This window comes from Kitasatospora sp. NPDC004745, assembly GCF_042873275.1.
Classification (GTDB): Bacteria; Actinomycetota; Actinomycetes; order Streptomycetales; family Streptomycetaceae; genus Kitasatospora.
Genome location: NZ_JBIALK010000008.1, coordinates 38,395 through 51,225, shown reverse-complemented (window position 1 = coordinate 51,225; position 12,831 = coordinate 38,395). Strand labels below are relative to the sequence as shown.

Here is a 12,831-nt window from a genome sequence, read left to right as displayed (position 1 = left end):
CTTGCCACACGTCTCCGCACGAGGCCGGCCCGGCCGTGCGATTGCTGTGAATAGTAGCGGGTGGGCGTGAACATCCGATGACGGTGGGTCCCACCGTCAGCCACCGGGGAAGGTACGGCCCCACGGCTCCGTCCAGAGGTTCTGAGGATCGCTCAGCACCGTCACCGTGACACCGGCCGCGGCCAGGTCCCGCTTGATCCGTTCGCCCACCGACCGGTCCGCGGTCACGATGGTCGGCCGCACCGGCGCGGCCGGGAGCTTGGCGATGGCGCCCTTGAGGCGACCCATCGACTTCTGGTAGTCCTCCTCCTTCACCTGGGGGCCGCCGATCGACACCCAGTGGATGTCGTAGAGCGCCGCCATGTCGCCGCCACGCCGGTTCATCAGCGAGGCGAGCCAGGTGGCCTTGAGGTTCTTGTAGTCGTCGTTGGCGAAGAGCACGATCACCGGGCCCGCGCTCGGGATGTCCAGCGCCGCCGCGCCCTTGGGGCCCATGTCCCCCTTGAACTCGCCGCGCCCCCAGACCACCAGCCGGTTGCCGGACCACGCCGAGGGGTTGTCCTCGGTGGTCAGGAAGCCCCACTGCACGTTGGCGAAGAGGCTGAGCGCGGCGGCCACGGCCAGCCCGGAGGCCACCAGCTCGCCGGCCCGCCGCCGCAGCGTGCGGGCGCTCCCCCGGTACGCGGGCTGGAGGGCGATCCCGACGGCGCCGAGCGAGATCAGGCTGACCACGACGCCGACGGCCGTCATCTTGTGGATGTAGTAGGAGTACCGCCCGATGCTGTGCAGCTGGTACGCGGCGAAGGCGCTGAGCAGCGCGCCGGTGCCGAGCAGCACCGCGAGGTGGGCCTGGCCGGAGGCGGTCCTGCGGTAGCGCGGCATGGCCGCGGCGAGCAGGCCGAGCAGCCCGCCGCCGATCAGCACCGCGCGGTCGGCCTCGACGCTCGGGCCGCTCATGTTCGAGGCGCCGGCCACGTCCAGGTCGCCCATCAGCGAGAGGACGCTCGGCAGCGCCGCCACGCCCAGCGCGCACGCCAGCGCGCCGGCGGTCCACCACCAGCTCCACGGGAGCCTGCGCCGGTGCACCACCACCGCGCCCAGCAGGGCCACGCCCACGAAGGCGCCGTAGATGTTGTAGGTGTAGGTGACGGTGATCAGACCGGCCGAGGCGGCCAGCAGGAACTCGACGGGGCCCATCGCGGGGCGGATCAGCACGGCGAGCGCGAGCGCGATCAGCAGCAGGCCGATGAAGGTCGAGTCGAAGCCGTGGATCAGCAGGTCCGTGTAGTTGCTCGCGAACATGAGGGCGCCGACGCTCGCGCACACCGCGGCGCACCGCCACCCGTACAGCCGCGGCCCGGCGATCCACCGGGCGGCCCAGACCAGCGCGGCGCAGAACAGCGCGTAGGCCAGCAGCAGGTACAGGAAGTACCGGTTCATCGTGTAGAGCATGTCGCCGGGGTCGGCGCCGGAGTGGACCACCGCGTCGACCCAGGCCAGCAGGAAGTGCGAGCCCTGCGGGTACGTCACCTCGGACGGCGGGATCAGGAAGTTCCGGGCGGCCTCCTGGTGGAGGAAGTTGAAGCCGCCGACGCCCTGGATGCCGGAGAAGAAGGAGAAGTGCGCGAGGCGGTCCTCGGAGGTGGCGAACAGCGCGACCCGCTCGGCCGCCGACGTCCCCGCGACGGGGTGGAAGAGGTAGTGCCAGATGCCGTAGCCGGTGCCCAGGACCAGCAGGTCGGACCAGCGGAAGCGCACCGGCAGCCGCGGCGCGCGGCGGGCGGCCCAGGCCGCCACCGTCACCACGCTGAACATCAGACCGGTGGTGGGGATCGGCGACAGGCCCCACGGCCAGAGCGAGAAGAGCAGGCCGAAGGTCAGCACCGAGCCGGCCAGCAGCAGCCCGGCCACGAACAGCCGGTCCAGCAGCACGCCGCCGACCCTGATCACGGCGGCTATCGCGAGCAGCAGCAGCGGCAGCAGCACCACGCCCAGGTGCAGCGTGACCAGCCCGGCCGGCACCAGCCAGGACAGTGCGAGCCCCCCGGCCAGCACGAGCGGGCTGCGGCGGCCGGGCCGCCCCCCGCCGGTCGGGGCGGGTGGCGGCCCCGGCGGCGAGGTCGGTCGCGAGGCCTCGCGCTCGCGCTCGGGCGTGGAATGTACGGTCGACACGGTGCCGTGCCCCTTCGGTCGGAGTCCCTGCCGCCCGTCTCCCCCAGCCGGGTGCGGACTTCCTCTACCGTGAGCGGGCAGGCTACGAGCGCCCAGCATACCGAGTAGGCCCTTGCCGACAGCGGCTCAGGGCCCCGGGTGCACGGTCTGCGAACCGTCCGGAGCAACGCCGTTCAGCCGCGGAACACCCAGACCTTCAGCAGCACGAAGCGGGCCACCGTGGCGAGGCCGTTGGCGACGACCAGTCCGGCCACCTCGACCGGTCGGGAGGCGTCCGGCGCGACCTGGTCGAGCAGGGCGAGTACGCCCGCGCTGAGACCGAGTCCGATCAGGAAGGCCACCGCGCCCTGCAGTTGGTGCCGGACCATCCCCTGCGCGCCGGTCACCCCGAAGGTGAACCGCCGGTTGGCTGCGGTGTTGGCCACCGCGCTGACGGCCAGCGCGATCAGGTTGGCCGCCTGCGGGTCGGTGAACCACCGCGCGGCGACGAAGAGCCCCAGGTAGAAGAGGGTGCTGAGGACGCCGATGACCAGGAAGGACGGCAGTTGACGGCGGGTCGGCGGAGCGGGCTCGGACGCCTCCTCCTCGACGACGGTCACCGGCCCCGGCCCCGCTCGTCGTCCTCGGCCGAGTCGTAGCCGACGAAGTAGGTCGGCCGGGCCTGCACCGCCGAGTAGATCCTGCCGACGTACTCCCCCAGCAGTCCGACGCAGATCAGCTGCACGGCGCCGATGAACAGCATGCCGATGAACAGCGACGCCCAGCCCGGTACGGTCGCGCCGAGCACGTAGGAGACGGTGGTGTAGACCCCGAGGCCGATGCAGACCACGAAGCTCACCAGGCCCAGCCAGGTGGCGAGCCGCAGCGGGGCGGCGGAGAAGTTGGTGACGCTGTCCAGCGCCAGCCGGAGCATCTTGGACAGCGGGTAGTGGGTGCCGCCGGCCACCCGCTCCTCGCGGACGTACACCACCTCGCCGCTGGGGAAGCCGAGCCACGGCACCAGCAGCCGGTAGACCGGCTGGTGCTCGGGCAGCTGCTTGAGGGCCTCCACGGCCGCGCGGCTGAGCATCCGGAAGTCGCCGGCCTGGTTGGGCATCCGCTTGCCGACCAGCCGGCGCATCAGCCAGTAGTAGGCGCCGGCCGTCCGGCGCTTGAAGGCGGTGTCGGTGCCGCGGTCCCCGCGGACGCCGTAGACCACGTCGAGGCCCTGCTCGCGGGCCAGGTCGAGCATCTCCGGGATCTTCTCCGGCGGGTCCTGCAGGTCGGCGTCGATGCTCACCACGTAGTCGCCGAGGGCCCGGTGGATGCCGGCGGTGAGCGCGGCCTGGTGCCCGGAGTTGCGGGCGAAGCGGACGATGCGGAACTCCGGCCAGTCCTGCCGGATCTTCTGCATCAGGACGGGCGTGGCGTCCGTGCTGCCGTCGTCGACGCCCACGACCTCGTAGTCGGTCCCGAGCCCGTCCAGGATCGGCCGCAGCCGCTCGACGGTGAAGGGGAGCGCCTCCTGCTCGTTGTAGATCGGCATCACGACCGACAACAGTGGTGCCGTAGGCATGCGTTGGATCCCACTTTCCGCGACGGCGGGGCTGGACGGTGGCCCGACAATAACAGCCGGCCATGAGCGACCCGTGAGAGCGACCGGGGGCGGGTGAGGGCCGGATGAAGGCCGAAGGGCTCCGCACACTCGCGTGTGCGGAGCCCTTCGGTTCGCCTGAGCGGTGCAGGCAGGTCAGAACACCGATTACTTGATGATCTTGGTGACCTGGCCGGCGCCGACGGTGCGGCCACCCTCACGGATGGCGAACTTCAGGCCCTCCTCCATGGCGATCGGCTGGATCAGCGCGACCGTCATGCCGGTGTTGTCGCCCGGCATGACCATCTCGGTGCCCTCGGGGAGGGTCACGACGCCGGTCACGTCCGTGGTACGGAAGTAGAACTGCGGGCGGTAGTTGTTGAAGAACGGGGTGTGGCGGCCACCCTCGTCCTTCGACAGGATGTAGGCCTGGGCCTCGAAGTCGGTGTGCGGGGTAACCGAACCCGGCTTGATGATGACCTGGCCGCGCTCGACGTCCTCGCGCTTGATGCCACGGAGCAGCAGACCGACGTTCTCACCGGCCTGGCCCTCGTCGAGCAGCTTGCGGAACATCTCGATGCCGGTGACCGTGGTGGTGGTCTTGGTCTCCTTGATGCCGATGATGTCGACAGTCTCGTTGACCTTGAGGATGCCACGCTCGATGCGGCCGGTGACGACGGTGCCACGACCGGTGATCGTGAAGACGTCCTCGATCGGCATCAGGAACGGCTGGTCCACGGCGCGGGCCGGGGTCGGGATGGCCTCGTCGACGGCGTGCATCAGGCCGAGGAGCTTCTCGCCCCACTCCTTGTCGCCCTCCAGCGCCTTCAGCGCGGAGACGCGGACGACCGGCAGGTCGTCGCCCGGGAACTCGTACTCGGAGAGGAGCTCACGGACCTCGAGCTCGACGAGCTCCAGGATCTCCTCGTCGTCCACCATGTCGGCCTTGTTCAGGGCGACGACGATGTAGGGGACGCCGACCTGGCGGGCCAGGAGGACGTGCTCCTTGGTCTGCGGCATCGGGCCGTCGGTGGCGGCGACGACGAGGATCGCACCGTCCATCTGGGCCGCACCGGTGATCATGTTCTTGATGTAGTCCGCGTGACCCGGGCAGTCGACGTGGGCGTAGTGACGCGCCTCGGTCTGGTACTCGACGTGCGCGATCGAGATGGTGATACCGCGCTGCCGCTCCTCCGGCGCCTTGTCGATCTGGTCGAACGGCGTGAAGGGGTTGATCTCCGGGTACGCGTCGTGCAGCACCTTGGTGATGGCCGCGGTAAGGGTCGTCTTACCGTGGTCAATGTGACCGATGGTGCCGATGTTGACGTGGGGCTTCGTCCGCTCGAACTTCGCCTTCGCCACTGCAGTCCTCCTGAGGACAGTTCTGTACGCCGTGCTGACGTCAGTTGGTCTTTGATCGGGATTGGGCCCGGGGTGCCTGAGCACTCCGCACCGTCCCGCGGGTGGGGGCCGGAGGCACCCGGGAGAATCCGACCGGATCCTCCCGGGACGCCTCCTAATAGCCTAAGGGTTCGCAATCGTCCCGAATGTCGGGACGTTCGCGGCCTCGGGTAGGGAACCGGCTGGTGCCGGTCCTTACTCGCCCTTGGCCTTGGCGATGATCTCCTCCGCCACGGCCTTCGGCACCTCGGCGTACGAGTCGAACTGCATCGAGTAGCTCGCGCGACCAGAGGTCTTGCTGCGCAGATCACCGACGTAGCCGAACATCTCGGAGAGCGGCACCAGCGCCGTGACGACGCGGGCACCGTGACGCTCGTCCATGGACCGGATCTGGCCACGGCGAGAGTTGATGTCGCCGATCACGTCGCCCATGTAGTCCTCGGGCGTGGTGACCTCGACGGCCATCATCGGCTCGAGGAGGACCGGCTTGGCCTTCCGCGCGCCTTCCTTGAACGCCATGGAACCGGCGATCTTGAACGCGAGCTCGGAGGAGTCCACGTCGTGGGCCTGGCCGTCGAGCAGCTTCACGCGGACACCCTGGAGCGGGTAGCCGGCGAGCACACCGAACTCCATGGCCTCCTGCGCACCGGCGTCGACCGACGGGATGTACTCGCGCGGAACGCGGCCACCGGTGACCAGGTTCTGGAACTCGTAGCCCTCGCCGGACTCGATCGGCTCGATCGCGATCTGCACCTTGGCGAACTGACCGGAACCACCGGTCTGCTTCTTGTGGGTGTAGTCGATGCGCTCGACGGCCTGACGGATCGTCTCGCGGTACGCGACCTGCGGCTTGCCGACGTTGGCCTCGACCTTGAACTCACGCTTCATACGGTCGACCAGCACCTCGAGGTGCAGCTCGCCCATACCCGCGATGATGGTCTGGCCGGTCTCCTCGTCCGTGTTGACCTGGAAGGACGGGTCCTCCTCGGCGAGGCGCTGGATGGCGATACCCAGACGCTCCTGGTCACCCTTGGACTTGGGCTCGATGGCGACGCGGATGACCGGGGCCGGGAAGTCCATGGACTCCAGGATGACCGGGTTCTTCTCGTCGGCCAGCGTCTCACCGGTGGTGGTCTGCTTCAGGCCCATGACGGCGACGATGTCGCCGGCGCCCACCGACTCGATCTCCTCACGCTTGTTCGCGTGCATGCGGTAGATCTTGCCGATGCGCTCCTTCTTGCCCTTCACGGCGTTCAGCACCGAGGTGCCGGACTCCAGGCGGCCGGAGTAGATCCGGACGAAGGTGAGCTTGCCCAGGTGCGGGTCGGACATGATCTTGAACGCCAGCGCGGCCAGCGGCTCGTCGTCCGAGGCCTTGCGGGAGATCGTGGTCTCCGGGTCGTTGGGCTTGGTGCCCTCGATCGACTCGATGTCCAGCGGCGACGGCAGGTACTTGACGACCGCGTCGAGCAGGGGCTGCACGCCCTTGTTCTTGAACGCGGTGCCGCAGAAGATCGGCGTGAAGGCCGACTCCAGGGTGCCCTTGCGGATCGCCGTGTAGAGCAGCTCCTCGGGGACCTCTTCGCCCTCCATGGCGAGCATCATCACGTCATCGCTGACGTTCGACACCTCGTCCAGGAGACGCTCGCGGTACTCGTTCGCCTGCTCCTGCAGCTCGGCCGGGATGTCGACGATGTCGTACATCTCGCCCTTGGCGGCCTCGGCGGACCAGACCAGGGCCTTCATGCGGACCAGGTCGACGACGCCCTTGAAGTCCGCCTCGGCACCGATCGGGAGCTGCATCACCAGCGGGGTCGCGCCGAGGCGCTCCACGATGGTGTCGACGCAGAAGAAGAAGTTCGCGCCCGTGCGGTCCAGCTTGTTGATGAAGCAGATGCGCGGGACGCTGTAGCGGTCAGCCTGCCGCCACACGGTCTCGGACTGGGGCTCGACACCGGCGACACCGTCGAACACCGTCACGGCACCGTCGAGGACGCGCAGCGAACGCTCCACCTCGACGGTGAAGTCGACGTGACCCGGGGTGTCGATGATGTTGATGGTGTTGTCGACGCCGTCGACCGTCCAGTGACAGGTCGTCGCGGCCGACGTGATCGTGATGCCGCGCTCCTGCTCCTGCTCCATCCAGTCCATGGTGGCAGCGCCATCGTGGACCTCACCGATCTTGTACGAGACACCGGTGTAGAACAGGATCCGCTCGGTGGTGGTGGTCTTGCCCGCGTCGATGTGCGCCATGATCCCGATGTTGCGGACCCTGGCGAGGTCAAGGGAGGTTGCAGCCATGGTGGCTCGTTCTCTCTCTGTCTAGTGACGGGGTACGGACTACCAGCGGTAGTGCGCGAAGGCCTTGTTGGACTCGGCCATCTTGTGGGTGTCCTCGCGACGCTTCACGGAAGCGCCCAGGCCGTTGCTGGCGTCGAGGATCTCGTTCATCAGGCGCTCGGTCATGGTCTTCTCGCGACGGGCGCGGGAGTAACCGACCATCCAGCGCAGCGCCAGGGTGCTGGCGCGGCCCGGACGGACCTCGACCGGAACCTGGTAGGTCGCGCCACCGACACGGCGGGACTTGACCTCGAGGGCCGGCTTGACGTTCTCCAGCGCGCGCTTCAGCGTCACGACCGGGTCCGAGCCGGTCTTCTCACGGACGCCCTCGAGGGCGCCGTAGACGATCCGCTCGGCGGTGGAGCGCTTGCCGTGCAGCAGGATCTTGTTGACCAGCTGGGTGACGACCGGGGAGCCGTAAACCGGGTCGATGATGACCGGGCGCTTCGGGGCGGGGCCCTTACGAGGCATTCTTACTTCTCCTTCTTGGCGCCGTAGCGGCTGCGAGCCTGCTTGCGGTTCTTGACACCCTGGGTGTCAAGCGAACCGCGGATGATCTTGTAGCGGACACCAGGAAGGTCCTTCACACGACCACCGCGCACCAGCACGATGGAGTGCTCCTGCAGGTTGTGGCCCTCGCCCGGGATGTAAGCGGTGACCTCGATCCCGCTGGTGAGGCGCACACGGGCGACCTTGCGGAGAGCCGAGTTCGGCTTCTTCGGGGTGGTCGTGTACACACGCGTGCAGACCCCACGGCGCTGCGGGGAGCCGTTCAGCGCGGGAGTCTTGTTCTTCTCGACCTTGTCCTGCCGGCCCTTTCGGACCAGCTGCTGGATCGTAGGCACCGTTTCTCCGTTTTCTGTGTGCCAAGGCTTGGTGGAACTAACCTGCGGTGATCCCTCACACACGGCCCCGTGGTCGACCCACGCGGTCGGGTGTGTTGGGCTTATTCCGACACGGAATCCCATGGCTGATGTACAGCGACGGCGCTCAACGCGCGGGGCGCTGGAAGGCGCTCCGGCTCGGCGCGGCGACCGGTGTGCATGCACGCACAAGGACCCGGGGACACCCCAGGCACAAGGTCAGAGCGTACCTAGCGCATCGGGCGCGGTCAAAACAAATGCAACGCCGCAGGTCGCGGCCATCGGCCGGATGTCGCGGGAGTGTCCCGCGCACGACCACCCGGTGTCCGGCCGCCCTCCAACCGCTCTACCACAGCCGGACGGCCGCCGCCACCCGGGCCGCTCCGCCCGCGGCCCCTCCCGGGCGGCGGCGCGCCGGGTGCCGGGGCGCCGCGGCGCACCCGCCGGAACCCGCCGCGGACACGGCGCGCCCCCTCGTTCGGCCCAGTCGCTCAGGGGATGCTCAAAGCGGGCGACAGCCCGTTCGGCCGGTGCCAGGCTGGGCCAGAAGACGACCGACCACGAACAGAGAAGGCCGCCATGCAGGCGTCAGCGCCGCCGTCCGACCGACCCGGATCCGTCCCTCCGCCCGCCGTCAGCATCCAGGGGTTGTGGAAGCACTTCGGCGGGCAGGCCGCCGTCGCCGGACTCAGCCTGGAGCTGCCCGCCGGTGCGTTCATCGGCCTGGTCGGCCCGAACGGCGCCGGCAAGACCACCACCCTGTCCATGGTCACCGGCCTGCTCCGGCCCGACCAGGGCACCGTCCTCGTCCACGGCGGCGACGTCTGGGCCGACCCCGTCGCGGTGAAGGCCCGGATCGGCATCCTCCCCGAGGGCCTGCGGATGTTCGAGCGGCTCAGCGGCCGCGAACTGCTCCAGTACAACGGGCGGCTGCGCGGCCTGCCCGGCCCCGAGGTGGACCGCCGGGCCGAGGAGCTGCTGGCCGTCCTGGACCTCGCCCGGGACGCCGACAAGCTGGTCGCCGACTACTCCACCGGCATGCGCAAGAAGATCGGCCTGGCCGCCGCCCTGCTGCACAACCCCGACGTGCTCTTCCTCGACGAGCCCTTCGAGGGCGTCGACCCGGTCTCCGCGCAGACCATCCGCGGCGTGCTCAAGCGGTACGCCGCGGCCGGCTCCACGGTGGTCTTCTCCAGCCACGTGATGGAGCTCGTCGAGCAGCTCTGCGACTGGGTCGCCGTGGTCAACGCCGGCCGGGTGATCGCCCAGGGCCCGCTGGACGCCGTCCGCGACGGGCGCAGCCTGCACGAGGCCTTCCTCGACCTGATCGGCGTGCGCGAGGACGACGGCCAGGCGCTCGGCTGGCTCGGCGGCGGCCGGACCGGCGGCGACCACCACGGCGGCGGCCGGACCGGCGGCGACCAGACCGGGGGCGACCGGTGACCACCACCGCCACCACATCCGCCCGCACCGCCGGCGTGCCCGACGGCGGCACCGTCGTCCGCGCCCTGGTCGCGCTCAAGCTGCGGCTGCTGCGCAACGGCCTGCGCCGCAGCCCCGGCCGGACGGCCGTGTACGTCATCGGCGGCGTCGTCGGCCTGGCCTTCGCGGCCGGCATCGCCCTCGCCCTCGCCCTGCTGAACGGGCGGTTCGCCGGCTCCGGGGACGCCGGGGTGATGCTGCTCGGCGTCCTCACCCTCGGCTGGGCCGCACTGCCGCTGTTCCTGTTCTCCAGCGACGAGAGCGCCGACCCGACCCGGCTCACCATGCTGCCGCTGCGGCCCGGCCCGCTGCTGCGCGGGTCGCTGCTGGCCGCACTGATCGGGCCCGGCCCGGTGGTCAGCCTGGTGCTGGTGACCGGCGCGGCGCTGTCCGGCGCCGACGGCGCCGCCTCGGCGGCGGCCGCCGTGGTCGGCGTGCCGCTCGCCGTGCTCTGCCTGGTCACGCTCTCCCGCGCGGTGGCCGCGGGCAACGCCCGGATGCTCTCCAGCCGGCGCGGCAAGGACTTCGCGATCTTCGGCGGCCTGCTCTTCGCCCTGCTCGCCCAGGCCGCCAACGTCGGCTCGCAGAGCGTCTTCGGGCGCCCCGGCCAGCACCTCGACCTCAGCCCGCTGGCCCCGATCGCCTCGGTGCTGCGGTGGATCCCGCCGATCGGCGCGGCCGACGCGGCCCGCACCGCCGGCGAGGGCCGGTACGGGCTGGCGCTGCTCCAGCTCGCCTCGGCCGGGGCGCTGCTCGCCCTGCTGCTGCGCTGGTGGCGCGCCAGCCTCCAGGAGCTGATGGTCACCGCCGACTCCTCGACCCTGGAGGTGGCCCGCGGGGTGCGCGGCACGGGCGGCTGGCGCCTGCTGCCCGACGGCCGCGTCGGCGCGGTGATGCAGCGCCACCTCCGGTACGCCTGGCGCGAGCCGCGCGCCAAGGCCGCGGTGTTCACCAGCATCGGCATGACGGTGGTGATCTGCCTGCTGTCGGTCGTCCAGGGCTGGCCGAGCGTCTACCTGCTGGCGATGACCGGGATGTTCCTCGGGCTGCAGATGCTCAACCTGTTCGGCATGGACGGCTCTGCGTTCTGGATGGTCGCGGCGACCCTGCTCACCCCGGCCGACGCCCGGGACGAGCTGCGCGGCCGGGCCTACGCGGTGCTCTCCTACGCCGTCCCGGTGACGCTGGTGCTCGGGCTCCTGCTGGCCTCCGTCACCGGCGACTGGGCCGGCCTGCCGTCCGCGGTCGGCCTGGCACTGGCGCTGCTCGGCTGCGGCGTCGCACTCGGCGCGACGCTCAGCGTGCTCGCGCCGTACACGATGCCGGCCGACGGCAACCCGATGCGCAACGCCGCCCCCGGGCAGGGCGGGCTGCTGCTGGTCAACCAGTTCGGCTCGATGGTCGGGGTGGCGGTGCTCGCCCTGCCGGTGGGCGGCTACCTGGCCTGGGCGCTGCTCTCCGACGGCCCGACCTGGCCGCTGCTGCCGCTCGGCCCGCTCTACGGGGCCCTGGTCGCCGTGCTCGGCGTCCGCTTCGCGGCCCGACGGCTGCTGGAGCGTGCGCCGGAGATCCTCGCCAAGGCCGTCGAACGCTAGGACCCGCCTTCAGGCCCGTGCGGAGCGCCCGGCCCCCTCGGGGAGGCCGGGCGCTCCGGCATCATGGGCGGGAGGGCCGGACCGTCGAGGGAAGCAGGGGCACACCGTGGGCAAGCGCGCGCAGCAGGGCGGGAACGGGGGCGCCGGGCCGCTGCTGGAGCAGGCCGTGCGGTCGGTCCTGACCGTCCCCGACGAGGCGCTGGACCTCGCACTGGACACCGGGGCCTCGCTGCTCGCCGCCTCGGCCGCGCAGTGGCCGGATGTCAGCCGGGCCCTGCTCGGCCACGCGGACGCCGCCGTCGGCCGCTGCTGGTCCGCCGGGTGGCGCCCGGCCGACCTGGTCCGGGTGGTCCGGCGCGGGCTGAAACCCGTCCACCTGGCCCTCGCCGTCGACCTGATCGCCGCGGAGGGCCGCCGGCACCCCGCGGCGGCCCTCGACCGGCGCTGGCAGGAGCAGCTGCGCGAGCTGGAGGCAGAGGTGTGGTGGCCGGGCGACGAGCAGTACCTCGGCGCCTTCGCCCACCGGCACCGGCTGGACCGCTTCGCGCTCGCCACGGCGGCCCTGGAGCTGCTGCGGACCTGGGGCCGGCTGCCGCCGATCGCCCCGGTCGGCCCGGCGCCCGGCCGGCGGCCGCGGGCCGAGCGCGGCGACGGGCCGGTGCCCGGGGAGCCGCGGATGCTGGCCCGGATCCGGGCGCTGCTGGCGAAGGCCGAGTCCACCGAGTACCCGGAGGAGGCCGAGGCGCTCACCGCCAAGGCCCAGCAGCTGATGGCCCAGCACAGCATCGACGACGCGCTGCTGGCCGCCGCCGGCTCCGACCGGGACACCCCGGCGGCGCTGCGGATCGGCGTGGACAACCCGTACGAGGGCCCCAAGACGATGCTGCTGGACGCCGTCGCGGCGGCCAACCGCTGCCGGGTGGTGTGGGCCAAGGAGTTCGGCTTCTGCACCGTCGTCGGCTTCGACGGCGACCTGGACGGCGTCGAGCTGCTCTACACCTCGCTGCTGGTGCAGGCCACCCACGCGCTCAACAAGGCCGGCTCCGGCCGGGACTCCCGCAGCAAGGCGTTCCGGCAGTCCTTCCTGGTCGCGTACGCGGCGCGGATCCGCGAGCGGCTGACCGCCGCCACCGAGCGGACCACCAGTGCCGCCGCGGCCGGTCGGCACCTGCGCGAGGACGGCACCGAGGAGCAGCTGCTGCCGGACGCCCGGCTGCTGCCCGCGCTCGCCGCCCGTTCCGAGGCGGTGGACGACGAGGTCGGCCGGCTGTTCCCGAAGCTCGTCTCCCAGCGGGTCCGGGTGAGCGACGGCGAGGGCTGGGCGGCCGGGCGCGCCGCCGCCGACCGCGCCGCCCTGCACGGGCGTTCCGGGGAGATCCGCGGCCGGGCCTGAGCGCCCGGCGGG

The 12,831-nt window shown here is 71.2% G+C and carries 10 protein-coding genes; 3 read left to right on the top strand and 7 right to left on the bottom strand.

The annotated features are described in order from the left end of the window. Positions 1-96: 96 nt before the first annotated feature. From ACFYUY_RS16250 to rpsL, 7 genes are all read right to left on the bottom strand, one after another. Complete coding sequence (locus tag ACFYUY_RS16250) at positions 97-2,172, bottom strand: hypothetical protein (RefSeq protein ID WP_360209113.1); 2,076 nt, start codon at positions 2,170-2,172, stop codon at positions 97-99. Between the two features lie 173 nt (positions 2,173-2,345). Then, complete coding sequence (locus ACFYUY_RS16245) at positions 2,346-2,771, bottom strand: GtrA family protein (protein ID WP_360209115.1); 426 nt, start codon at positions 2,769-2,771, stop codon at positions 2,346-2,348. Continuing rightward, positions 2,768-3,727 carry a glycosyltransferase family 2 protein gene (locus tag ACFYUY_RS16240; protein WP_387901113.1) on the bottom strand — a complete coding sequence of 320 codons (960 nt, stop codon included), beginning with the start codon at positions 3,725-3,727 and terminating at the stop codon, positions 2,768-2,770. The genes ACFYUY_RS16245 and ACFYUY_RS16240 overlap by 4 nt, the downstream gene beginning before the upstream one ends. Before the next feature lie 186 nt (positions 3,728-3,913). After that, complete coding sequence (gene tuf, locus ACFYUY_RS16235; protein ID WP_326846505.1) at positions 3,914-5,107, bottom strand: elongation factor Tu; 1,194 nt, start codon at positions 5,105-5,107, stop codon at positions 3,914-3,916. Positions 5,108-5,341: 234 nt separating this feature from the next. Continuing rightward, on the bottom strand, positions 5,342-7,447 hold the full coding sequence (fusA, locus tag ACFYUY_RS16230) for an elongation factor G (protein ID WP_360209121.1): 2,106 nt from the start codon (positions 7,445-7,447) through the stop codon (positions 5,342-5,344). Between the two features lie 39 nt (positions 7,448-7,486). Next, positions 7,487-7,957, bottom strand: coding sequence for a 30S ribosomal protein S7 (rpsG, locus tag ACFYUY_RS16225; protein ID WP_030055803.1), 471 nt, complete (start codon positions 7,955-7,957; stop codon positions 7,487-7,489). A gap of 2 nt (positions 7,958-7,959) precedes the next feature. Next, a complete protein-coding gene (gene rpsL / locus ACFYUY_RS16220; RefSeq protein WP_360209123.1) occupies positions 7,960-8,331 on the bottom strand; it encodes a 30S ribosomal protein S12 in 372 nt (123 codons plus the stop codon). Between the two features lie 597 nt (positions 8,332-8,928). Between rpsL and ACFYUY_RS16215 the strand changes: the two genes are divergently transcribed. The 3 genes from ACFYUY_RS16215 (at position 8,929) to ACFYUY_RS16205 (ending at position 12,819) form a co-directional block, all read left to right on the top strand. Beyond that, a complete protein-coding gene (locus ACFYUY_RS16215) occupies positions 8,929-9,792 on the top strand; it encodes an ABC transporter ATP-binding protein (RefSeq protein WP_360209126.1) in 864 nt (287 codons plus the stop codon). Continuing rightward, entirely contained in the window at positions 9,789-11,426 is a 1,638-nt protein-coding gene (locus ACFYUY_RS16210) for a transporter (RefSeq protein ID WP_360209129.1), read from the top strand. The genes ACFYUY_RS16215 and ACFYUY_RS16210 overlap by 4 nt, the downstream gene beginning before the upstream one ends. A gap of 106 nt (positions 11,427-11,532) precedes the next feature. Then, positions 11,533-12,819: a DUF2786 domain-containing protein gene (locus ACFYUY_RS16205; protein ID WP_387901107.1), complete on the top strand. Its 1,287-nt coding sequence runs from the start codon at positions 11,533-11,535 to the stop codon at positions 12,817-12,819. Positions 12,820-12,831 lie beyond the last annotated feature (12 nt).